General features: G+C 70.5%; 22 protein-coding genes. 15 read left to right on the forward strand and 7 right to left on the reverse strand.

What is annotated here, in order from left to right:
- Positions 1-4: 4 nt before the first annotated feature.
- The 4 genes from O9280_RS03375 to O9280_RS03390 all read right to left on the reverse strand — a co-directional run bounded on the left by O9280_RS03375 (position 5) and on the right by O9280_RS03390 (position 4,085).
- Positions 5-1,033 carry a medium chain dehydrogenase/reductase family protein gene (locus tag O9280_RS03375; protein ID WP_298338720.1) on the reverse strand — a complete coding sequence of 343 codons (1,029 nt, stop codon included), beginning with the start codon at positions 1,031-1,033 and terminating at the stop codon, positions 5-7.
- Between the two features lie 5 nt (positions 1,034-1,038).
- Positions 1,039-1,443, reverse strand: a complete 405-nt coding sequence (locus tag O9280_RS03380) for a hypothetical protein (protein WP_298338722.1) — start codon at positions 1,441-1,443, stop codon at positions 1,039-1,041.
- 101 nt (positions 1,444-1,544) lie between these two features.
- Positions 1,545-2,942 (reverse strand): DEAD/DEAH box helicase, encoded by a 1,398-nt coding sequence (locus O9280_RS03385; protein WP_298338724.1) that lies wholly within the window; start codon positions 2,940-2,942, stop codon positions 1,545-1,547.
- Between the two features lie 243 nt (positions 2,943-3,185).
- Positions 3,186-4,085: a universal stress protein gene (locus O9280_RS03390; RefSeq protein ID WP_298338727.1), complete on the reverse strand. Its 900-nt coding sequence runs from the start codon at positions 4,083-4,085 to the stop codon at positions 3,186-3,188.
- Between the two features lie 57 nt (positions 4,086-4,142).
- Here O9280_RS03390 and O9280_RS03395 point away from each other — a divergent pair, with 57 nt between their 5' ends.
- Positions 4,143-4,535, forward strand: coding sequence for a YbaN family protein (locus tag O9280_RS03395; protein WP_298338730.1), 393 nt, complete (start codon positions 4,143-4,145; stop codon positions 4,533-4,535).
- Positions 4,536-4,548: 13 nt separating this feature from the next.
- Here the strand turns inward: O9280_RS03395 and O9280_RS03400 are convergent, their stop codons facing one another.
- Positions 4,549-5,136 carry a C40 family peptidase gene (locus O9280_RS03400; RefSeq protein WP_298338733.1) on the reverse strand — a complete coding sequence of 196 codons (588 nt, stop codon included), beginning with the start codon at positions 5,134-5,136 and terminating at the stop codon, positions 4,549-4,551.
- Between the two features lie 66 nt (positions 5,137-5,202).
- Between O9280_RS03400 and O9280_RS03405 the strand changes: the two genes are divergently transcribed.
- From O9280_RS03405 to hutG, 4 genes are all read left to right on the forward strand, one after another.
- Positions 5,203-5,682, forward strand: a complete 480-nt coding sequence (locus O9280_RS03405; protein ID WP_298338736.1) for a peptidylprolyl isomerase — start codon at positions 5,203-5,205, stop codon at positions 5,680-5,682.
- Between the two features lie 79 nt (positions 5,683-5,761).
- Positions 5,762-6,991 carry a DUF418 domain-containing protein gene (locus tag O9280_RS03410; RefSeq protein ID WP_298338739.1) on the forward strand — a complete coding sequence of 410 codons (1,230 nt, stop codon included), beginning with the start codon at positions 5,762-5,764 and terminating at the stop codon, positions 6,989-6,991.
- Between the two features lie 18 nt (positions 6,992-7,009).
- Positions 7,010-8,275 (forward strand): FAD-dependent oxidoreductase, encoded by a 1,266-nt coding sequence (locus O9280_RS03415; protein WP_298338742.1) that lies wholly within the window; start codon positions 7,010-7,012, stop codon positions 8,273-8,275.
- A gap of 14 nt (positions 8,276-8,289) precedes the next feature.
- Positions 8,290-9,072, forward strand: coding sequence for an N-formylglutamate deformylase (hutG, locus tag O9280_RS03420; protein ID WP_298338746.1), 783 nt, complete (start codon positions 8,290-8,292; stop codon positions 9,070-9,072).
- 255 nt (positions 9,073-9,327) lie between these two features.
- On the opposite strand, the gene parE is transcribed toward hutG, so the two are convergent.
- Positions 9,328-11,229: a DNA topoisomerase IV subunit B gene (parE, locus tag O9280_RS03425; RefSeq protein ID WP_298338749.1), complete on the reverse strand. Its 1,902-nt coding sequence runs from the start codon at positions 11,227-11,229 to the stop codon at positions 9,328-9,330.
- A 143-nt stretch (positions 11,230-11,372) separates the two neighbouring features.
- Between parE and O9280_RS03430 the strand changes: the two genes are divergently transcribed.
- The 7 genes from O9280_RS03430 to truD are packed head-to-tail and all read left to right on the forward strand — an operon-like array spanning position 11,373 to position 17,775.
- Positions 11,373-13,034 (forward strand): CTP synthase, encoded by a 1,662-nt coding sequence (locus O9280_RS03430; protein WP_298338752.1) that lies wholly within the window; start codon positions 11,373-11,375, stop codon positions 13,032-13,034.
- Positions 13,034-13,870, forward strand: a complete 837-nt coding sequence (gene kdsA, locus O9280_RS03435) for a 3-deoxy-8-phosphooctulonate synthase (protein ID WP_298338755.1) — start codon at positions 13,034-13,036, stop codon at positions 13,868-13,870. Before O9280_RS03430 ends, kdsA begins: the two co-directional genes overlap by 1 nt.
- Positions 13,871-13,906: 36 nt before the next feature.
- Positions 13,907-15,196: a phosphopyruvate hydratase gene (gene eno, locus O9280_RS03440; protein ID WP_298338758.1), complete on the forward strand. Its 1,290-nt coding sequence runs from the start codon at positions 13,907-13,909 to the stop codon at positions 15,194-15,196.
- Positions 15,197-15,206: 10 nt separating this feature from the next.
- A complete protein-coding gene (locus O9280_RS03445; RefSeq protein ID WP_297866972.1) occupies positions 15,207-15,521 on the forward strand; it encodes a septum formation initiator family protein in 315 nt (104 codons plus the stop codon).
- A complete protein-coding gene (gene ispD / locus O9280_RS03450) occupies positions 15,518-16,216 on the forward strand; it encodes a 2-C-methyl-D-erythritol 4-phosphate cytidylyltransferase (RefSeq protein WP_298338761.1) in 699 nt (232 codons plus the stop codon). The genes O9280_RS03445 and ispD overlap by 4 nt, the downstream gene beginning before the upstream one ends.
- Before the next feature lie 12 nt (positions 16,217-16,228).
- Positions 16,229-16,711 (forward strand): 2-C-methyl-D-erythritol 2,4-cyclodiphosphate synthase, encoded by a 483-nt coding sequence (gene ispF, locus O9280_RS03455; RefSeq protein ID WP_298338764.1) that lies wholly within the window; start codon positions 16,229-16,231, stop codon positions 16,709-16,711.
- Positions 16,708-17,775 (forward strand): tRNA pseudouridine(13) synthase TruD, encoded by a 1,068-nt coding sequence (truD, locus tag O9280_RS03460; protein ID WP_298338767.1) that lies wholly within the window; start codon positions 16,708-16,710, stop codon positions 17,773-17,775. The genes ispF and truD overlap by 4 nt, the downstream gene beginning before the upstream one ends.
- Before the next feature lie 13 nt (positions 17,776-17,788).
- Here the strand turns inward: truD and O9280_RS03465 are convergent, their stop codons facing one another.
- Positions 17,789-18,376: a Smr/MutS family protein gene (locus O9280_RS03465; RefSeq protein WP_298338926.1), complete on the reverse strand. Its 588-nt coding sequence runs from the start codon at positions 18,374-18,376 to the stop codon at positions 17,789-17,791.
- Positions 18,377-18,464: 88 nt separating this feature from the next.
- Here O9280_RS03465 and surE point away from each other — a divergent pair, with 88 nt between their 5' ends.
- The 3 genes from surE to O9280_RS03480 are packed head-to-tail and all read left to right on the forward strand — an operon-like array spanning position 18,465 to position 20,961.
- Positions 18,465-19,241: a 5'/3'-nucleotidase SurE gene (surE, locus tag O9280_RS03470; protein WP_298338769.1), complete on the forward strand. Its 777-nt coding sequence runs from the start codon at positions 18,465-18,467 to the stop codon at positions 19,239-19,241.
- Entirely contained in the window at positions 19,238-19,915 is a 678-nt protein-coding gene (locus O9280_RS03475) for a protein-L-isoaspartate(D-aspartate) O-methyltransferase (RefSeq protein ID WP_298338772.1), read from the forward strand. Before surE ends, O9280_RS03475 begins: the two co-directional genes overlap by 4 nt.
- Positions 19,915-20,961 (forward strand): peptidoglycan DD-metalloendopeptidase family protein, encoded by a 1,047-nt coding sequence (locus O9280_RS03480; protein WP_298338775.1) that lies wholly within the window; start codon positions 19,915-19,917, stop codon positions 20,959-20,961. The genes O9280_RS03475 and O9280_RS03480 overlap by 1 nt, the downstream gene beginning before the upstream one ends.
- Positions 20,962-20,979 lie beyond the last annotated feature (18 nt).

Here is a 20,979-nt window from a genome sequence, read left to right on the forward strand (position 1 = left end):
CGCGTCAAGGACGCAGCACGAGTTTCCCGACACTCTGCCCCGACTCGATGCGTCGGTGTGCCTGTGCCGCGTCAACGAGCGGGAAGGGTTCCACCGGCGGCGGGACCAGGCGGCCGTCGGCGAAGCGCTCAAGCAGCCAGAGCATGCCCTCGCGCAGGCGCGGCGCTTCCGCGGACAGGAAGCTGAGGTTGGCCGCCAGCACGCTGCGGTTGCTGGTGGTCATCGCCAGCGGGTTGAAGCGCGGCGTGCGCCACCAGTCCCAAGCCAGCTTCAGCCAGTTCACGCGGCCGTCCTTCGGCAGCATCGAGGCGAAGCCGTAGATCACCAGCTTGCCCATGGGCGCCAGCGCGTCGAAGCTGGCCTGCAGGGTCGACACGCCGTTGGCGTCGAACACGGCGTGGAACCCCTCCGGGGCGATCGCTTGCGCCGCCGCGACCCAGTCGCCCGCCGATTTGTCGATGACGTGGGTGGCGCCGAGCGCCTTCGCTGCGTCGATCTTGTGCGCGGCGCCGACGACGCCCGTGGCTTCGACACCGGCGAGCCGCGCCAGCTGCAGCAATGCGCCGCCCACGCCACCGGCGGCGGAATGCACCAGCCACCGATCACCGGCCCGCGGGTACACCTGCTGGTGCGCCATGAACCAAGCGGTCAGGAATACCGTCGGCAGCGCCGCGGCCTGCTCGCTCGAGAGCGAGAGCGGCGTAGCGAACACGCGGTCCGCTTGAAGGCAGATCGCGCTGGTGTAGCCGCCGAACAGCGTCACGCCGATCGCGCGGTCGCCGAGCTGCCAGCCCTCGACGCCGTCACCGACCGCATCGATCACTCCGGCCACTTCGAAGCCGGGCGTGATCGGGTAGCCGTGCAGGCGCTTGGCGCTCTCGTACAGGCCCATCCGGATGATGCCGTCGGCGTAGTTGACCCCGCAGGCCTCGACGCGCAAGCGCACTTCGCCGGGCTTCGGTACCGGATCGGCAGACTCGACGAGGCGAAGCGCGTCGTAGCCGCCGGGCCGTTCGATGACGATGCGACGCATGGGGTTCAAGCGACTGCCGGGCGGCGCCAGCGCGCCACGCCCAGGGCGATCGGCAGCGGGATCACCAGCGTCGCGATGGCCATCCACAGCGGGTGCGGCAACAGGCTGAGATTGATGGCGCAGAGCCCCACCATCAGCAGGCCGAGGGCAATGCCGAGGCCCTTCCAGCGCGGCCGGGCGATCAGGGTGGCGACCAGCACCGCCACGGCGGTCGCGATGGCATAGCGAACGAGAACGAAGACTTTCGCCGCGAGCGGCATCGCTTCGACGAAGCCCGGCATCTGCGCCGCGTCGTTCGGGTCGATGCCCGCGGACAGCGGCCAAACGGCGTGGCCGACGGCCTGCAGGCCGGCCACGGTCAGGCTCATCGCGACGGCGCCGGCAAGGAACGCGAAGATCGTTCGCAGCATGTTGGTTCTCCCTCCCCAAGGAGCCCCCAGCCTGCGTCAGCCCGAGCCAAAAAGGAAACGGGCCCGAAGGCCCGTTCCTGGTCCAGCGATGGCGTGGCCGATCAGGCCGGACGCGTGCCGTCGCGGCGCTGGCCGCCCTGACGCTGGCCACCGCCACCGTTGCCACCGTCGCGGCGCGGGCCGCCGGCGTGGCCCTGCGGGCGGCCGCCGTCACGGCGCGGGCCGTGGGCATGGCCGTCGCGGCGCGGGGCAGCGGCATTGCCACCCGGGCGCTGACCATCACGGCGCGGAGGACGCGGACCGTCCGGGCGACGCGCGCGCTGCTGGCCGGCCGTGCTGTCGTCGGTGATGTCGTTGCCGTCGCGGAAGCTCCAGTCCGGCGGGAAGCCGTCGAGGCCGCGCACTTCCAGCGGGTCCTTCAGGATGCGCTGCACCTGGCGCAGCAGCTTCGCTTCGTCCTTGGAGACGAGCGAGACCGCCTCGCCCGTGCAGCCGGCGCGGCCGGTGCGGCCGATGCGGTGCACGTAGTCCTCGGGGACCATCGGCAGTTCGAAGTTGATGACGCGCGGCAGGGCCGGGATGTCGAGGCCGCGGGCGGCGATGTCGGTCGCCACGAGCACGCGCACGGCGCCGCTCTTGAAGTCGGCCAGCGCACGCAGGCGGGCGTTCTGCGACTTGTTGCCGTGGATGGCTTCGGCGCGGATGCCGGCGGCGGTGATCTGCTTGGCCAGGCGGTCCGAGCCGTGCTTGGTCTTGGCGAAGACCAGGGTCTGGTCCTGGTAGTGCGTCGACAGCAGCTTCAGCAGCACTTCGCGCTTCTGCGTGTCGCGCACCGGATGCACGCGGTGGGTGACCATCGTGGCAACGGCGTTCGGCGGATTCACCTGGATTTCCTGCGGCTCGCGCAGGGCTTCCTTGGCGATCTCGCGGATGGCCTTGTCGAAGGTCGCCGAGAACAGCATCGTCTGGCGCTGCTTCGGCACCATCGCGATGATGCGGCGGATGGCCGGCAGGAAGCCGATGTCGAGCATGCGGTCGGCTTCGTCGAGCACCAGCACCTGCACTTCGCGCAGGTCGACGTTGCGCTGCTGCATGTGGTCGATCAGGCGGCCCGGGCAGGCCACGATGATGTCGACGCCGCGGCGCAGGGTGTTGGCCTGGTTCACCAGCGAGACGCCGCCGTAGACGACGGCCATCTTCAGCGACAGGTGCTTGGCGTAGTCGCGCAGGTTGTCGTGCACCTGCTGGGCGAGTTCGCGGGTGGGGGCGAGGATCAGGGCGCGCGGGTTCCGCGAGCGCTCACCGGCGGCGAGCTTCTGCAGCAGGGGCAGGCCGAACGCGGCGGTCTTGCCGGTGCCGGTCTGCGCGCCAGCCAGCAGGTCGCGGCCTTCGAGGGCCGCCGGGATGGCTTCGGCCTGGATCGGCGTGGGCGTGGTGAAACCGAGGCCGTCGAGCGCACGGCAGAGCGCGGGCGTGAGCCCGAGGGATTCAAACGTCATGAGAGAACACTCCAAAAGCGAAAAACCCGGAGCGTTCCCTGGAACCGCGCTGCGAGAGGGTGCGGACGAACCGCTGACGGTGCCCTTGGGCGGGCGGAAGGGCCGGGGCGACGGCTTCAAGCCGAGGCGCGCGGCCGGCGTGGGGACCTTGGATCACCCGGCACCGGAAGCCGCGCACCCTACGGCAAGCACGCCGCCCGCGCCAGCCCGGCGCTCGGGCGGTTCAGCCGGGAGCCATCGGCTTCAGGACGGTTGGGGCACCAGCAGCACGTCGGCGTCGAGCTTGGCCAACAGGCGCTGGCCGACACTGCCCAGCAGGCCGCCCAGCCACGGGCCGTGGCCTCGGGTGCCGAGCACCACGAGGTCCGCGCTTCGTTCTGCGGCCTCCCGTTCCACCGTCTCCGCCACATCGCCGCGGCGGAAGTGGGCGACCCAATCCGGGTAGCGCGCCGACAGCGCTTCGAAGCGGGCCAGTGCGGCCTTCTCCGCCTCGGCGGTGAAGCGCTCGAGCGCTGCAGGGTCCGGCTGCACGAGGGCCAGCGTCGCCTCCGGCAGGGCGGGGTGCACGTGCAAGAGGTGCTTTTCCGCGGCCGGCGCCAGCACGGCGGCCCATGGCAAGGCGCGCTCGGCGCTGGGGCTGAAATCGGAGGCGCCGAGGACGAACCGCCAAGGGGCGGTGGCCGGCCGGCGGCAGACCAGCAGCGGCAGCGGGCTGGCGTGCACCGCGGCCTGCGCGGTGGTGCCGAGCAGCCGCTGCCCCAAGCCGGTCGGTGCGTGTGCGCCCAGCACCAGAAGGTCGCCACCCAGTTCGGCGGCCAGTGCGCCGAGGTCGCGGCGCGGTTGGCCGATGAGGCAATGCAGGGCGATGTCGGGATGGGCCAGCGTGGCCAAGCGGGCCCGCTGCTGGCGGAGACGCGCGAGACCGGCGTCCTGCAGGGCTTCCAGTCCGATCCACGCCACGCTGCCCGGATCGCCCCAGGCCGAGACGACGGGCAGTGGTTCGACCACGTGGATCACGCTGAGACTCGCGCCGAGGGCGACAGCGAGCGCATCGGCGCGCCGCAGCGCGTTGTCGGCGCAGGCGCTGAAATCGCTGGCCACCACGAGGTGGGACGGGGCGGGGGCGGAGGCTGCGTTCGACATGGCCGGGGCTTCCGAGGGGTGATGAGGCCACCATGCGCCGCACGCGGCGGGCGTCGCATGACTTCGGTCAAGTATCCTGCGCCGATGTGGAACGACCTGCGCCGAGGGCTCTGGATCGCCCTCGCCTACACGGCGTTGGGGCTGGGCGTGATCGGCATCTTCCTGCCCGGCCTGCCCACCACGCCGTTCATCCTCCTCGCCGCGTGGGCCGCCGCGAAAAGCTCACGACGCCTGCACCAGTGGCTGCTCGACCACCGCCTGTTCGGCCCGATGGTGCGCGACTGGCAGGCCCGGGGCGCGGTGAGCCGGAGGGCGAAACGCTTAGCCGTCCTGATGATGTCGCTGTGCGCCGTGCTGATGTTCGCCACCGCGCCGAAGTGGTGGATGGCGGCGACCGGCACGGCCTGCATGGCCGTCGTCGCGATCTGGCTCTGGCGTCGGCCGGAGTAGTTCGCGGGGCTGCTCAGGGCGCCGCGTCGAGGATCCGTTTCGCGCCCTGGAAGCTGCGCGTCCAGTGCGGCGCGGCCAGGGCGTCGATGCGCACGCGGCCACCGCGGCTCGGCGAATGGATGAAGCGCCCCTCGCCGACGTAGATGCCGACGTGGTCGATCCGGCCCCGGCCCTGGCGGAAAAAGACCAGGTCGCCGGCGGAGAGCGCGGCTTTGTCGACCGGCCTGCCGGCGGCCGCGAACTGGTCGTTCGCGGTTCGCGGCAGATCGAGCCCGAGCGATTCACGGAAGACGTAGGACGTGAAACCCGAGCAGTCGAAGCCGCGCTGCGGCGTGGTGCCGCCGAAGCGGTAGGGCGTGCCGATGAGGCCCATCGCCTGCATCAGCACGTCGTCGGCGCGAAGGTCGAGCGGCACCGCGTCGCTCGTGCGGTCGCTGTGCAGGGCGCGGGGTTCGGAAGTGCTGTCGCCGGGCGTCGCGTCGCGGTCGCCGAGGCTGGCGCAGCCTGAGAGCAGGCCGAGCGCAAGCGCCAGCGCCACGGCGCTTGGCGCCGCGCCGCGGGCGGCGGGATAATGGCGGGGCAGGGCGTTGCGGCCGTTCATGGCCGCGGAGTCTGCCCCAATCCGCGCGCTGTCTTCCAGCGCCCCACCCCGAGTTTTGGAATCCCCATGAAGATCGAGAAAGACCACGTCGTCCGCCTGCACTACACCGTGTCCGAGGCGGGTGGCGAGGCCATCGAGAGCTCGCGCGAGAGCGAGCCGCTGGCCGTGCTGATCGGCCACAACGCCATCATCCCGGGCCTCGAGGCCGCGCTCGTCGGCCGCGAAGCCGGCGAGACCTTCGACGTCACTGTGGCGCCGGACCAGGCCTACGGCGAGCGCCGCCCGGGCCTCGTGCAGCGCATCCCGCGCAAGCACTTCAAGAACCAGAAGCTGGCCGTTGGCATGCAGATCGTGGTCCCGACGCAGATGGGCCCGCGCCCCGTCACCGTCGAGAAGATCGGCCTGTCGGTGGTCGACGTCGACCTGAACCACCCGATGGCCGGCAAGAGCCTGAGCTTCAACGTCGAGGTCATCGACGTCCGCGAAGCGACGGCCGAAGAGAAGGACCACGGCCACGTCCACGGCGAGGGTGGCGTCGAGCACTGACGCCCCGATCGAAAGGCTCGTGTCCCAGGCGCCCCGCGGCCGTATGCTGTGGGGCGTCTTCTTTTGGCGAGCCAGTGGCATGCGAGAGCCGATTCCCCCGGTCGACACGCGGATCGACGTGCTGGACCGCCTGCGCGGCTTCGCGCTGCTCGGCATCTTCCTGATGAACATCGAGTACTTCGGGCGCCCCTTGCAGGACTATGTGCTGGGCGTTCCCGCCGGCCTGCAGGGTCTGGATGCCGCGGCCGCATGGTTCGTCTACACCTTCGTGCAGGGCAAGTTCTGGGTCCTGTTCTCGCTGCTTTTCGGCATGGGATTCGCCGTCATGGCGGATCGGGCTCGCGACGCCGGCCGGCCGTTCCTCGGCACCTACCTGCGTCGAACCGCGCTGCTGGCGCTGTTCGGCCTGCTGCACATCGCTCTGCTGTGGGATGGCGACATCCTGCTGTCCTACGCCGTCACGGCGCTGGTTCTGATGGCTTTCCTGCACGTGCGTGGCCACGCCCTCTGGCTGTCGGGTGCGGCGCTCTACCTCGGTGCGAGTGCGCTCGCTGCGCTGAGCGGCCTCGTGTTGCAGCTCCTGCCGCCGAGCCAGCTGGCGCCGATCGCTGCGCAAATGGACGAAGCGACCGCCCAGGCGCAGGCCGCCGTCGAGGTCTACGCCCACGGCAGTTTCGTGGCCGTGGCCCAGCAGCGTCTCGAGACGGTCTTCGCCTACATGGTGCCCAGCGCGTGGCCGATGCAGATCCCCAGCATCCTCGGCGTGTTCCTGATCGGCGCGTGGCTCGTGCGTTCCGGTCGCATGGTCGACGTCGTCGCGAATCGGGGCTTCTTCACGCGCCTGCTGATCGTGGCGCTGCCGCTGGCTGTCCTCGGCGTGGGCGCCAGCCTGGCGGTGGGAACGCAGTTCCCCGCTGGCGAGGATTTCCCCCGGGCCATGCTGGCCACGGGCCTGATGATGCTGGGCAACCTGCCGGCGTCGCTCGCGATCGTCAGCCTGTTCGCGCTCCTGGCCGGAAGCAGCTTCGGCGCGCGCATGACGGCCGTCTTGGCGCCGGCCGGGCGCATGGCACTCACCAACTACCTGACGCAATCCCTGATCTGCAGCCTCGTGTTCTACGGGTATGGCCTCGGCCAGTACGGCGAGTGGGGCCGTGCCAGCCAGGTGGGCTTCGTGGTTCTGGTCTTCGTGGCCCAGGTGCTCGCCAGCCGTTGGTGGATGGCGCGGTTCGAGTTCGGTCCCTTGGAAGGCCTCTGGCGTGCCGGTACCCATCTGCGTGCGCCGCGCTGGCGCGCGGCGGGGCACTAAGGTCGCTGGATCCGGGGCATGACGATCGGAGAAGCGGCCGCACGTCGCGATGTTCTGGTGGTGGGTGGCGGCGTCATCGGCCTCGCCTGCGCGCAGGCGCTGGCCGCCGCCGGCCGCTCCGTGCTCTTGCTCGAACGCGACCGCATCGGCGCAGCGACCAGCCACGGCAACTGCGGCACGTTGACGCCGAGCCATGCGCTGCCGCTGGCCGCGCCGGGCATGGTCGCCAAGGCCCTCGGGTGGATGCTGAAGCCCGACGCCCCCTTCCTCGTCAGACCGCGGTTCGACCCGGCGCTGTGGGCGTGGCTGCTGCGCTTCGCCGGTCGCTGCGACGAGCGCACCTTCCGGGCCGCGATCGCGCCGAAGGCTGCGCTGCTAAGCGCGTCGCAGGCTCTGCTCGATGCGCTCATCCCATCGCGCGGCCTCGATTGTGGGCATCGCCGCGATGGCCTGCTCTACGTCTGGCGTGACGCCGAGGCCTTCGAGGCTGGCTGTCGCAGCCACGCCCTGCTGCGGGAGCACGGCATCGCGGTCGACGAATGGGACGGCGCGCGCACCGAACGCGAGGAGCCGGCGCTGCGCGAGGGCGTGGCCGGAGCGCTGTTTTTCCCCGACGACGGGCATCTGCGTCCGGATCGCTACACCGCCGAACTCGCTCGCATCGCCATGCAGGACGGCGCCGTCATCGAGGAGGGCGCCGACATCGTCGAGCTCGTCCGCGACGGCGAAGGCTGGCGGGTCACCGCGCGCGACGGTCGCCGATGGCAGGCCCGCGAGCTTTTGCTGGCCAGCGGCCCGTGGGCGGCGCGCATGGCAGGCACGCTCGAGCTGCGTCTGCCGATCATCCCCGGCAAGGGCTATTCGATCACCTACGAACGCCCGACGGTGGCGCCCCGCCGCCCACTGGTGTTGAAGGACCATTCGGTCTGCGTCACCGCCTGGGACGACGGCTACCGGCTGGGCAGCACGATGGAGTTCGCCGGCTACGACGCGCGCCTCACCCGCGCGCGTCTCGATGCCCTCGAACGCGGCGCTGCCGCGGTCCTGCGCGAGCCGACCGGCCCGACGAAGCGCGAGGAATGGTTCGGGTGGCGGCCGATGACCTGGGACGACCTGCCGATCCTCGGCGCCGTGCCCGGCCAGCCTGGCCTGTGGCTGGCGGTCGGGCACGGGATGATGGGCATGGGCATGTCGGCGGTGACGGGGCGCCTGCTCGCCGACCTCGTGACTGGACGGGCACCCGTGATCGACCCGACCCCTTACGCCATCACCCGTTTCGGCTGAGCGACACTGCGCGCATGGACCTCTTCTCGCTCCGACGCGGCCGCGCGCCGCTGCTGATCAGCGTGCCGCACGACGGCGCGCATATCCCGGCGGAACTCGCCGCGCGGATGACCCCCGAGGCCCGCCGCGCGCCGGACACCGATTGGTGGATGTCGAAGCTCTACGGCCCGATCGCCGAGGCGCTCGACGCGTCCTTGATCGTCCCCACGCACTCCCGCTACGTGGTCGACCTGAACCGCCCACCGGACGATGTCTCGCTGTATCCCGGCCAGAACACCACCGGCCTGTGCCCCGCCGTGCGCTTCAGCGGCGAGCCGGTCTACTTGGACGGGCAGGGGCCGGATGCCGACGAGATCGCGGGGCGCGTCGAGGCGTACTGGCGCCCCTACCACGAGGCGCTGGCCGGCGAACTGGCCCGATTGCGCGGCTTCCACGACCGCGTGCTGCTGTGGGAGGGCCATTCCATCGCTTCGACCGTGCCCTTCCTGTTCGAGGGCGAATTGCCGGAGCTCAACGTCGGCACGGCCGCGGGCGCCAGCTGCCGTTCCGCCACGGAAGCGGGGCTCCGCGCCAGCCTCGAAGCCCAGTCGCGCTTTTCGTGGGTGCTCAACGGGCGCTTCAAGGGCGGCTACATCACCCGCCACTACGGTCGTCCGGACGACGGCGTCGACGCGGTGCAGCTCGAGACCGCCCAGCGCGCCTACATGGTCGAACCCGATGGGGGCTTCGAGCCGGAACGGGCCGCGACGTTGCAGGGGCAGGTGCGCGCGCTCATCGAGGCGGCGCTCCGGGCTTGATCCGGGTGGCGCATCGGGTAAATGCGCGATAAATCGCGACGGAATCGTCAGCACACCGTCATCTTGGCCGTGTAAATCTATCGTTAATCCGGGGCCCAGCCTGCCCCCCGGTGCACGGAGCCCGCCATGACCCCCGGAATGACCCTCGCCCGATTCGTCGTTGCCGGCTTCATCGCCGTGCTGATGCTGGCGATCTCCAAGGCCGAAGCCTCGGCCTGACGCGCGCCCACCGGCGCGCGTTGTCGTTTCCGGGGCTCAGACCTCGAGCGACGCGAGGTCGCCCTTGGTCTCCAGCCAGCTCTTGCGGTCGCCCGCGCGCTTCTTGCTGAGCAGCATGTCCATCAGGGCGCTGGTTTCGCCAGCGTCCTCGACCGTGAGCTGCACGAGGCGGCGCGTGTCCGGGTGGATGGTCGATTCGCGCAGCTGCGAGGGGTTCATCTCGCCGAGGCCCTTGAAGCGCGTCACCGTGACCTGGCCGCGGATCTTCTCGCGCTCGATCTTCTCCAGCAGCAGGCGCTTCTCCTCCTCGTCCAGCGCGTAGAACACCTGCTTGCCCACGTCGACGCGGAACAGCGGCGGCATCGCCACGAAGACGTGGCCGGCGCGCACAAGGGCGGGGAAATGCTTGAGGAACAGCGCCGAGAGCAGGGTGGCGATGTGCAGGCCGTCCGAGTCGGCGTCGGCGAGGATCACGACCTTGCCGTAGCGCAGGCCGTCGATGTTTTCGTGGCCCGGGTCGCAGCCGATGGCGACGGCGAGGTCGTGCACTTCCTGCGAGCCCAGCACCGAGCCGGATTCGACCTCCCAGGTGTTCAGGATCTTGCCGCGCAGCGGCAGGATGGCCTGGAAATCCTTGTCGCGGGCCTGCTTGGCGCTGCCGCCGGCCGAGTCGCCCTCGACGAGGAAGAGTTCGGTGCGGCCGAGGTCCTGCAGGATGCAGTCGGCCAGCTTGCCGGGCAGGGCGGGTCCTTGCGTGATCTTCTTGCGGACGACCTGCTTCTCGGTCTTCAGGCGGGCCTGCGCGCGGGCGATGGCCATCTGCGCGATGGCCTCGCCCTGCTCGACGTGCTGGTTCAGCCACAGCGAGAAAGCGTCGTGCGCCGCGCCCTCGACGAAGGCCGCGGCCTGCCGCGAGCTCAGGCGCTCCTTGGTCTGACCGCTGAACTGCGGGTCGCCCATCTTCAGGCTGAGGATGAAGCTGGCGCGGTCCCAGACGTCTTCGGGGGCCAGCTTGACGCCGCGCGGCAGCAGGTTGCGGAAGTCGCAGAACTCGCGCAGCGAATCGGTGATGCCCGAGCGCAGGCCGTTGACGTGCGTGCCGTGCTGCGCGGTGGGGATCAGGTTGACGTAGCTTTCCTGCGGGCACTCGCCTTCGGGCGTCCAGCACAGCGCCCATTCGGCGATCTCGCCTTCCTTGGACAGCTTGCCCACGAACAGGTCGGCCGGCAGCCAGTCCGCCTCGCCGCCGCGGACGGCCAACTCGCCCTTCAGGTAATCGCGCAGGCCGTCCTCGTAGTACCACTCGTTGCGCTCGGCCGTGGCCTCGTCGTACAGGGTCACCTTCAGGCCGGGGCAGAGCACCGCCTTGGCCCGCAGCAGGTGGCGGAGGTGGCGGAGGTTGTACTTCGGCGTATCGAAGTACTTCGGATCGGCCCAGAAGCGCACCCGCGTGCCGGTGTTGCGCTTGGCGACGGTGCCGATGGTCTCCAGCGGCGAGAAGCGGTCGCCGTCGCGGAACTCCATCCGGTACTCGCTGCCCTCGCGGCGGATCTGCACGATGACCTTGGTGGACAGCGCGTTCACCACCGAGACGCCGACGCCGTGCAGGCCACCGGAGAAGGCGTAGTTCTTGCCGCTGAACTTGCCGCCCGCGTGCAGGCGCGTGAGGATCAGCTCGACGCCGGGGATCTTCTCCTCCGGGTGGATGTCCACCGGCATGCCGCGGCCGTCGTCGTTCACCTCGCAGCTGCCGTCGGCCCAGAGCGTCACCTCGACGGTCTTCGCATGCCCGGCCAGAGCCTCGTCCACGGCGTTGTCGATGACCTCCTGCGCCAGGTGGTTCGGGCGCGTGGTGTCGGTGTACATGCCGGGGCGGCGCTTGACGGGGTCGAGGCCGGACAGGACTTCGATGTCGGCGGCGTTGTAGCGTGTGCTCATTCGGGGCGGGGTTCCACGGATTCGGCCCGGCCGCGGGTGGCGGCAGGGCGGGCCGCATAGCCTAGCGGAACGCCGGCTGAGCGGGCGCGTTCGCGATCTTGGCGCTGAGCCGGTAAAATGCCGCTTTCACGCGGTTTATTCCCATGACTCCCCTGATCTTCGTGACCGGCGGCGTGGTGTCCTCGCTTGGCAAGGGCATCGCGGCGGCTTCGCTCGCGGCCATCCTCGAAGCGCGCGGCTTGCGCGTGACGATGATGAAGCTGGACCCCTACATCAACGTGGACCCGGGCACCATGAGCCCGTTCCAGCACGGCGAGGTCTACGTCACCGACGACGGTGCCGAGACCGACCTCGACCTCGGCCACTACGAGCGCTTCATCCGCACGCACCTGACGCGGAAGAACTCGGTCACCACCGGCCGCATCTACGAGGAAGTGATCCGCAAGGAACGCCGCGGCGACTACCTCGGCGCGACCGTCCAGGTCATTCCGCACATCACCGACGAGATCAAGCGCTGCATCGACGCCGCCACCGAAGGCTTCGACGTTGGTCTGGTCGAGATTGGCGGCACGGTTGGTGACATTGAGTCGCTGCCCTTCCTCGAGGCCATCCGCCAGATCCGCACCGAGCGTGGCCCGGACAAGGCCATCTTCATGCACCTCACCCTCGTGCCGTACATCGCTGCGGCGGGCGAGCTGAAGACTAAGCCGACCCAGCATTCCGTGAAGGAACTGCGCTCGATCGGCATCCAGCCCGACGTGCTGCTGTGCCGCTCCGAGCAGCCACTGCCGGACGGCGAGCGCCGCAAGATCGCGCTGTTCACCAACGTGCCGGAGAACGCCGTCATCTCGGCAGTCGATCTCGACAACATCTACAAGATCCCGAGCTGGCTGCACCAGCAGGGCCTCGACCAGATCGTCGTCGAGCGCCTGCGCCTCGAATCGAAGGTGAAGCCGGCGGACCTCGGCGAGTGGAACGCCGTCGTCGACGCGATGGAGCACCCGGTCGACGCCGTCACCGTGGCGATCGTCGGCAAGTACGTCGACCACCAGGACGCCTACAAGTCGTTGGCGGAGGCGCTCAAGCACGGCGGCCTGCGCCAGCGCACCAAGGTGACGCTGAAGTGGCTCGAGTCGGAGCAGGTCGAATCCGAGGGCACCGGCGTCCTGGCTGGCGTCGATGCCATCCTCGTGCCCGGTGGCTTCGGCGACCGCGGCTTCGAGGGCAAGGTGGCCACCGCCAAGCACGCCCGCGAGAACCGCATCCCGTATTTCGGCATCTGCTACGGCATGCAGGCCGCCGTGGTCGACGTGGCCCGCCACAAGGCCGGCCTCGCCGGCGCCAACACCACCGAGAACGACCGCAAGGCCGAGCATCCGGTGATCGGCCTCATCACCGAGTGGCGCACGGCCACCGGCGAGGTGGAGAAGCGCGACGAGAACTCCGATCTCGGCGGCACCATGCGCCTCGGCCTTCAGGAGCAGCGACTCAAGCACGGCACGTTGGCGCACCGCCTGTACGGCAAGGACGTGGTCGGCGAGCGGCATCGCCACCGCTACGAATTCAACAACCGCTATCGCACGCAGCTTGAAGATGCCGGTCTCGTCATCGCCGCCAAGTCGATGGACGACCTGCTGGTCGAGATGGTCGAGCTGTCGCAGTCTGAGCATCCGTGGTTCCTGGCCTGCCAGGCCCACCCCGAGTTCACCTCCACGCCGCGCGACGGCCACCCGCTGTTCGTCGGCTTCATCCGCGCCGCGCGCGAGCACAAGGCCGGCGGCAAGCTGCTGAAGGAAGCCTCCTGATGGACCTCTGCGGATTCAAGGTCGGCCTCGACCAGCCCCTGTTCCTCATCGCCGGTCCCTGCGTCATCGAGTCGATGGAACTGCAGATCGAGGTCGCCGGCCGGCTGAAGGAGATCACCTCCGCGCTCGGCATGCCCTTCATCTTCAAGTCGAGCTTCGACAAGGCCAACCGCACCTCGTCGACCAGCTTCCGCGGCCCCGGAATGGAGGAAGGGCTGAAGGTGCTCGCCGAAGTGAAGCGCCAGGTCGGCGTGCCGGTGCTCACCGACGTGCACGAGTACACCCCGATGGACGAGGTCGCCTCGGTCGTCGACGTGCTCCAGACGCCGGCCTTCCTCTGCCGCCAGACCGACTTCATCCAGAAGGTCGCGCGCGCCGGCAAGCCGGTGAACATCAAGAAGGGCCAGTTCCTTTCGCCCTGGGAGATGAAGCACGTCACCGCCAAGGCGCTGGCCACGGGCAACACCCAGATCATGGCCTGCGAGCGCGGCGCCAGCTTCGGCTACAACAACCTCGTCTCCGACATGCGCAGCCTCGCGGTGATGCGCGACACCGGCTGCCCGGTGGTGTTCGACGCCACGCATTCGGTGCAGCAGCCGGGCGGCCTCGACGGCCGCTCCGGTGGCCAGCGCGAGTTCGTGCCGGTGCTGTCGCGTGCCGCCGTGGCCGTGGGCGTGGCCGGCCTGTTCGCCGAGACGCACCCGGACCCGGAAAAAGCCCTCTCGGATGGTCCGAACGCCTGGCCGCTGGGCAAGATGAAGGCGCTGCTGGAGACGCTGGTCGAGATCGACCAGGTCGCCAAGCGGGCGCTCGCCCGCGACGCCTCGCTGCTCTGATCCCCACTTTCCCATTCCTCCCGACACACGCCATCCATGACGACCGCCATCACCCGCGTCCACGCCCGCGAGATCCTCGATTCCCGCGGCAACCCGACCCTCGAAGCCGAAGTCACGCTGGCCAGTGGCCACACCGGCCGCGCGGCCGTGCCCTCGGGCGCCTCGACCGGCACCAAGGAGGCGGTGGAGCTGCGTGACGGCGACAAGAGCCGCTACCTCGGCAAGGGCGTGACCAAGGCCGTCGGCAACGTCAACACGACGATCGCCTCGGCCCTGAAGGGCTTCGATGCCGCCGACCAGGCCGGCCTCGACGGCAAGCTCATCGCGCTGGACGGCAGCGAGAACAAGGGCACGCTCGGCGCGAACGCGCTGCTCGGCGTGTCGATGGCCGCGGCGCACGCGGTGGCGGCCTCGCGCGGCCTGCCGCTGTGGAAGCACCTCGCCGGTGACCGCACGCCGGTGCTGCCGGTGCCGATGATGAACATCATCAATGGCGGTGCGCATGCCGACAACAACGTCGACATGCAGGAGTTCATGGTGCTGCCCGTCGGCTTCGACCGCTTCGCCGAGGCCCTGCGCGCCGGCACCGAGATCTTCCACGCGCTGAAGTCGGTGCTGAAGGGCCGCGGCCTGTCCACGGCGGTCGGCGACGAGGGCGGCTTCGCGCCGGACCTCAAGTCGAACGAGGAAGCCATCGAAGTCATCCTCGAGGCCATCGGCAAGGCCGGCTACCGTGCCGGCGAAGACGTGCTGCTCGGCCTCGACGTGGCCAGCTCGGAGTTCTTCGAGAACGGCAAGTACAACCTCGTGGGCGAGGGCAAGCGCCTCTCGACCGAGCAGTTCGTCGACTTCCTCGCCGGCTGGTCGCGCCAGTACCCGATCATCACGATCGAGGACGGCATGTCGGAGCACGACTGGGACGGCTGGGCGCAGCTGACGAAGGCCGTGGGCAGCAAGGTGCAGTTGGTGGGCGACGACCTGTTCGTGACCAACCCGAAGATCCTCAAGCAAGGCATCGACCAGGGCGTGGCCAACGCCATCCTGATCAAGGTGAACCAGATCGGCACGCTGACCGAGACCCTCGAAGCCATCGCCATGGCCGAGGCCGCGAAGTACGCGCAGGTCATCTCGCACCGCTCGGGCGAGACGGAAGACACGACGATTGCCGATATCGCCGTCGCGACGACCGCGACCCAGATCAAGACCGGCTCGCTGTGCCGCTCCGACCGCGTGGCGAAGTACAACCAGCTGTTGCGCATCGAGGAGGCCCTGGGCGTCTCGGCGCGCTACGCCGGCCGCGCCGCGTTCACCAGCCTGAAGCGCTGACCGCCGCGTGATCCGCCGCTGGTTGCCGCACGTCGTCCTCGCGCTCGTCGCCTTCGCGCTGCTCTGGCAGCTCGAGCGCGGCGAGGGCGGACGCGGGCAGCTGGCGGAATTGCAGGCCCGCGTGGCCGCGCAGCAGGCGGAGAACGCCCGCCTCGAGCAGCGCAACCAGGCGCTCGCCGCCGATGTCGCCGAGCTGAAATCCGGCGAGGCGGCGGTCGAGGACCGTGCCCGCGCCGAGCTCGGCATGATCAAGCCCGGAGAGACCTTCTACCGCGTGGTGGAAGGCGAGAAGCCGGCGCCGGCCACCGACGAGTCCGGCGGATGACCTGGGTGGTGGTGCCCGCCGCCGGGCGTGGCGCGCGCTTCGGCGGCGAGATGCCGAAGCAGTACCTCGATCTGCTCGGCCGGCCGCTGATCGAACACACCTTGCGCGCGCTGCTGGCGCATCCGTCGATCAGCGGCGCGATGGTCGCGCTGTCGGCGAACGACCCGCATTGGCGCGGCTGGCGTGAGCTGGAAGGCAAGCCGGTGCTCACCTGTCTCGGTGGCGGCGAGCGTGCGGATTCCGTGCTGGCCGGCCTGCGCGCCTTGCCGGCCTCGGTGCCCGCCGACGACTGGGTGCTGGTGCACGACGCGGCCCGTCCCTGCGTGAAAGCCCTCGATCTGTCGCGTCTGTTCGCTGCGCTCAAGACCGACCCGGTCGGTGCGCTGCTCGCCGCACCGGTGCGCGACACGCTGAAGCGGGCGGGCGACGACGGTCGCGTCGAATCCACCGTGCCGCGTGGTTCGATGTGGCGGGCGCTGACGCCGCAGGCCTTCCGCCGCGACAGCCTCGTGCGTGCGCTGGAATCGGCCGAGCGCGCCGGCGTCGTCGCCACCGACGAGGCCATGGCCATCGAGCGCCTCGGCCTCAAGCCGCTGCTGGTCGAAGGCAGCGAGGACAACCTGAAAGTCACCACGCCCGCTGACCTGGCCGTGGCCGAATCCATCCTCCGTCGCATGGGCGACGGACGCGCCTGAGGCGAAGCAAGCATGGCGAACATCCGCATCGGGCAGGGCTATGACGTCCATGCCTTCGGCCCCGGCGACCACGTCGTTCTCGGTGGCGTCCTCGTGCCGCACACGCAGGGCATCGTGGCCCATTCCGACGGCGACGTGCTGATCCACGCGCTCTGCGACGCCATCCTCGGCGCGCTGGCGCTCGGCGACATCGGCAAGCATTTCCCGCCCTCGGACGCGCAGTGGAAGGGCGCGGATTCGCGGCGCTTCTTGGTGCATTGCGTGGGCTTGGCCGCCGAGCGCGGTTGGCGCATCGGCAACGTCGATGCCACCGTCGTCGGCGAGCGTCCGAAGGTCGGCCCGCATGCGCAGGCCATCCGCGAAACGCTGGCGGCGGATCTCGGCGTCGGCGTTGACGTCGTCTCGGTGAAGGCCACGACCACCGAGAAACTCGGCTTCACCGGTCGCGAAGAAGGCCTTGCCGCCATGGCCGTCGTGCTGCTGGAGCGCGCGTGAGCGCCTCGCCGTTCGGCCCGCCGCTTTTCGCCGCCCGCATCAAGGCAACCCCCGAGGACTTCGTCGTCGAGGAGATCGCCACCGAGCCGGCGACCGGGCAGGGCGAACACCTGCAGTTGTGGATCGAGAAGCGTGGCCATGCCACCACCGACATCGTCCAGCGCCTGTGCCGCTGGGCGAACGTGGCGCCGGTGGCGATCGGCTTCGCCGGCCTGAAGGACAAGCAGGCGGTGACGCGCCAGCGCTTCACCGTGCACCTGCCGAAGCGCGTTTCGCCGCCGCTCGACACGCTCGAGGCCGAGGGCCTGCGCGTGGTCGCGCACGACTGGCATGCGCGCAAGCTGCCGCGCGGCGGCCTGGCCGGCAATGCATTCACGATCACGCTGCGTGAGTTGCGCGGTCCGGGCGGCGACGTGCCTGACGATGCCTTGCGCGCCGCCATCGAAATGCGCCTGCAGTCGATTGCCGATCGCGGCGTGCCGAACCGCTTCGGCGTGCAGCGCTTCGGCCGCTTCGGCGACAACGTCGGGCAGGCCCGGCGGATGTTCGCAGGCGCGAAGGTGGGGCGCGAGACCCGCTCGATGCTGCTCTCGGCCGCGCGCTCCGAGTTGTTCAATCGCGTGCTCGACACGCGCGTCGCCGACGGCAGCTGGGAACGCGCCATCGACGGCGAAGTGTTCATGCTCGATGGCCGAAAGAGCGTGTTCGGCCCCGAGCCGATCACCCCCGAACTCGAGGCCCGCGTGGCCGCGTTCGACCTGCACCCCACCGGCCCGCTGTGGGGTCGTGGTGCGTTGCGGACCACTGGTGCGGCGAACGCGCTGGAATCCGCCGTCGCCGCCGACGAAGCGGCGCTGTGCAAGGGCCTCGAAGAGGCCGGCTTGTCGCAGGAGCGCCGCGCGCTGCGCGTTCGCGCGGAGGGGCTGGCCTGGGCGTGGCCGGCTGCCGATGCGTTGGAACTGCGCTTCCGCCTGCCGCCGGGCTGCTACGCCACCGCGGTGCTGGCCGGCCTGTGCGGTGAGACGGGTGAAGGTGCGGGCGACGCCTTGCCCGACGGCGACTGAGTCGGAGGCGGCCTCAGGGGCCGCGCAGAAGCACGAGGGTCGCGCCGGTGCCGCCTTGGGCCGCCGGGGCGGAGGCGAAGGCGAGGACGTCGCCGCGATGGCGCAGCACTCGATCAACCAGCGCCTTCAGCACAGGGCCGGCTTCCGAGCGCAGACCTTTGCCATGCACGAGCCGCACGCACGGAAACTGCGCGCGCCGGGCTTCACCAAGGAACACCCGCAGCGCCGCCTCGGCTTCGTCGACGCGCATCCGGTGCAGGTCGAGTTCGTCCTGCACGGCGAACTCGCCGCGCTTCAGGCGCTTGAGCGTCTGCGGGGGTACCTCGTCGCGGCGGAACTCCAGCACCTCGCCCATGGCATAGGCCAGGGCGTCGAGCGGCTGGCGCATCGTTTCGCGCAAGGCCTCGGCTTCGTCCTCGTCGTGGCGGCGGGTGTTGGGCTGCGGCTTGGGCGCCTCGACGGCCGGCGCTTCCGTTTCGATGACCCGCACCGGGCCGATGGCCTCGCGGAACAGGGCCGCGTCGTCGGGTTCGGGCAAGGCGGCCGCGACCGGTGCGGGCTTGCGGGTGACGGCCTTGCGGAGGACGCGGGGGATCTTCATCGCCGCATAGGCTAGCCGAAGCGCTGCGAGCGCGGCATCGACGCCGCTGGCATTCGCTATCATGGCGGCTCGCTCCAGTGGGGATTCCATGCGCGTTCTGGTCAGCAACGATGACGGTGTCGATGCACCCGGCATCCACGCCCTTGCCGAAGGGCTCAAGGCCGCCGGTCACGCGGTCACCGTCGTCGCCCCGGACCGCGACCGCAGCGGCGCCAGCAATTCGCTCACGCTCGACATGCCGATCCGCGCCAAGCGGATCCGCGACGGCGTCTACAGCGTGGCCGGCACGCCGACCGACTGCGTGCATCTCGCCCTCGCCGGCATGCTCGACGAGCAGCCCGACATCGTCGTCTCCGGCATCAACAATGCCGCCAACCTCGGCGACGACGTCATCTACTCGGGCACGGTCGCCGCGGCGATGGAGGGGCGCTTCCTCGGCCTGCCCGCCATCGCGATGTCGCTGGTGACGCGCGACCACCAAGGCCTGCACTTCGACACCGCGGCGCGCGTCGCCGTCGAGCTCGTGGCGCGCCTCGTGGCCGACCCGCTGCCGGCCGACACCATCCTCAACGTCAACGTGCCGGATCGTGCCTGGGCCGACGTCGCCGGTTTCGAAGTGACGCGCCTCGGCCACCGCCATCGCGCCGAGCCCTGCGTGGCGCAGACCGACCCGCGCGGCCGCCCGGTCTGGTGGATCGGCCCCGCCGGCCCCGAGCAGGACGCCGGCCCCGGCACCGATTTCGACGCGCTGAAGCGCGGCTTCGTCTCGATCACCCCCATCCATGTCGACCTGACGCGCTACCAGGCGCTGGAGACCGTCGCCGGTTGGGTGGGGGGACTGGCCAAGGGCTTGGCGCGCGAATGACCACGCCGTTGAAACTCGCCCCGCGCGCCGTCCCCGGCGTCGGCATGACCGGCCAACGGGCGGTGGAACGCCTGTTGCAGCGCCTGCGCGAGCAGGGCATCACCGACGAGCGCGTGCTGCGCGCCATCGGCAGCGTGCCGCGCCACCAGTTCATCGACGAGGCGCTGGCCAGCCGCGCCTACGAGGACACCGCGCTGCCGATCGGCCGCGGCCAGACCATCTCGCAGCCGTGGGTGGTCGCGCGCATGACCGAGGCCTTGGTCGAACGCGGCCTGCCGAAGCGCCTGCTCGAAGTTGGCACCGGCAGCGGCTACCAAGCCGCCGTGCTCGCCGCGCTCGGCATCGAGGTGTTCACCGTCGAGCGCATCGACGAGCTGTTGCGCGATGCGCGTCGCCGCTTCCGCCAGCTGTCGCTCGACATCCGGTCGCGCCATGACGACGGCCGCCTCGGCTGGCCGGAGCATGGCCCGTTCGACGGCATCATTGTCACCGCCGGTGGTGCGGCCCTCGAGGCGCCATTGCTCGAACAGCTCGCGCCGGGCGGCACGCTCGTCGCGCCGGTCGGCGGCGCCAGTGCGCAGCGCCTGCTGCGCCTGCGTCGCGAAGGCGACACCATCGAACAGGACGATCTGGGCGGCGTGGTCTTCGTGCCCTTGTTGTCGGGAGTGCAGTGATGCGGAATCGGAATCCGGCCGTTGGCGCCCTGCGCGGCATCGCGCTGTCGGCGGCAGCCCTGCTGCTGGCCGCCTGTGCCAGCACGACCGTGGTGCGCGAAGAGGCCGCACCGCGCCCCATCTACACCGATGCGAGGCCGGCCAGGGCAGCGGCCTCGACCGCGCCGCGCGGCCCCTCCCATGTGGTGCAGACCGGCGACACCTTGTACGGCATCGCATTCCGCAACAGCCTCGACTGGCGTGAAGTCGCGCGTTGGAACGGCATCGGCGAGCCCTTCGTGATCAAGCCCGGCCAGGTGCTCCGCCTGAGCGAACCGCGGCGCACGACGACGCGCCCTGCGGCTTCCAGCCCGTCTTCCGCGCCGGCGGCACCCGCGGTCGCCTCGGGGCCGCCGCCGATGCCGCGTGGACCGGCGGGGTCCTCGGGCCCGGTCGTTCCGACGACGGCGGCCACGTCGGCACCGCCTCCCCGTCCGGTGAGGGCCCCCGTCTCCACGCCGGTGAATCCGCCGACGCGCACACCCACAGCACCGGTGGCCTCCACGACGCCTACGTCGACGTCCGTTCCGGCCTCCAATCCCGGGCCCCGGCCTTCGCCCGCGGTTGCCGCACCGGCCCCGGTGGTGGTGCCGGCCTCGACGCCGACCGGTCCCGCCGGCACGTCGGCCTTCCGCGTCGGGCAGTGGCAGTGGCCGACGCAGGGTCAGGTGATCTCCCGCTATGCCGAGGGCGACAAGGCGCGGCAGGGCATCGCCATCGCCGGCACCGCCGGGCAGCCGGTGCGCGCTGCGGCCGCGGGGACCGTCGTGTATTCCGGCGCCGGGCTCGTGGGCTACGGCGAGCTCATCATCATCAAGCACAACGACGAGTGGCTCTCGGCTTACGGCCACAACCGCCGTCGTCTCGTCGCGGAGGGCGCGAACATCAGCGCCGGGCAGCAGATCGCCGAACTGGGCCGCACGGGCACCAGCCGCGACATGCTGCATTTCGAGATCCGCCGGAACGGCAAGCCGGTCGATCCGACCCCGCTGCTGCCTCGGCGCTGAGCGCCGGCGGGCGGCGCG

The sequence above is a fragment of the Silanimonas sp. genome (assembly GCF_027531545.1).
Taxonomy (GTDB): Bacteria; Pseudomonadota; Gammaproteobacteria; order Xanthomonadales; family Xanthomonadaceae; genus Silanimonas.

Bases quoted from the DNA above. Each gene is read 5' to 3' on its own strand.
- O9280_RS03380 (WP_298338722.1), bottom strand. From the start codon at position 1,443: ATGCTGCGAACGATCTTCGCGTTCCTTGCCGGCGCCGTCGCGATGAGC.
- O9280_RS03465 (WP_298338926.1), bottom strand. From the start codon at position 18,376: ATGAAGATCCCCCGCGTCCTCCGCAAGGCCGTCACCCGCAAGCCCGCA.
- O9280_RS03385 (WP_298338724.1), bottom strand. From the start codon at position 2,942: ATGACGTTTGAATCCCTCGGGCTCACGCCCGCGCTCTGCCGTGCGCTC.
- O9280_RS03405 (WP_298338736.1), top strand. From the start codon at position 5,203: ATGAAGATCGAGAAAGACCACGTCGTCCGCCTGCACTACACCGTGTCC.
- kdsA (WP_298338755.1), top strand. From the start codon at position 13,034: ATGGACCTCTGCGGATTCAAGGTCGGCCTCGACCAGCCCCTGTTCCTC.
- hutG (WP_298338746.1), top strand. From the start codon at position 8,290: ATGGACCTCTTCTCGCTCCGACGCGGCCGCGCGCCGCTGCTGATCAGC.
- eno (WP_298338758.1), top strand. From the start codon at position 13,907: ATGACGACCGCCATCACCCGCGTCCACGCCCGCGAGATCCTCGATTCC.
- O9280_RS03415 (WP_298338742.1), top strand. From the start codon at position 7,010: ATGACGATCGGAGAAGCGGCCGCACGTCGCGATGTTCTGGTGGTGGGT.
- O9280_RS03430 (WP_298338752.1), top strand. From the start codon at position 11,373: ATGACTCCCCTGATCTTCGTGACCGGCGGCGTGGTGTCCTCGCTTGGC.
- O9280_RS03475 (WP_298338772.1), top strand. From the start codon at position 19,238: ATGACCACGCCGTTGAAACTCGCCCCGCGCGCCGTCCCCGGCGTCGGC.
- O9280_RS03410 (WP_298338739.1), top strand. From the start codon at position 5,762: ATGCGAGAGCCGATTCCCCCGGTCGACACGCGGATCGACGTGCTGGAC.
- ispF (WP_298338764.1), top strand. From the start codon at position 16,229: ATGGCGAACATCCGCATCGGGCAGGGCTATGACGTCCATGCCTTCGGC.
- O9280_RS03375 (WP_298338720.1), bottom strand. From the start codon at position 1,033: ATGCGTCGCATCGTCATCGAACGGCCCGGCGGCTACGACGCGCTTCGC.
- ispD (WP_298338761.1), top strand. From the start codon at position 15,518: ATGACCTGGGTGGTGGTGCCCGCCGCCGGGCGTGGCGCGCGCTTCGGC.
- parE (WP_298338749.1), bottom strand. From the start codon at position 11,229: ATGAGCACACGCTACAACGCCGCCGACATCGAAGTCCTGTCCGGCCTC.
- O9280_RS03400 (WP_298338733.1), bottom strand. From the start codon at position 5,136: ATGAACGGCCGCAACGCCCTGCCCCGCCATTATCCCGCCGCCCGCGGC.
- surE (WP_298338769.1), top strand. From the start codon at position 18,465: ATGCGCGTTCTGGTCAGCAACGATGACGGTGTCGATGCACCCGGCATC.
- O9280_RS03480 (WP_298338775.1), top strand. From the start codon at position 19,915: ATGCGGAATCGGAATCCGGCCGTTGGCGCCCTGCGCGGCATCGCGCTG.
- O9280_RS03390 (WP_298338727.1), bottom strand. From the start codon at position 4,085: ATGTCGAACGCAGCCTCCGCCCCCGCCCCGTCCCACCTCGTGGTGGCC.
- O9280_RS03395 (WP_298338730.1), top strand. From the start codon at position 4,143: ATGACTTCGGTCAAGTATCCTGCGCCGATGTGGAACGACCTGCGCCGA.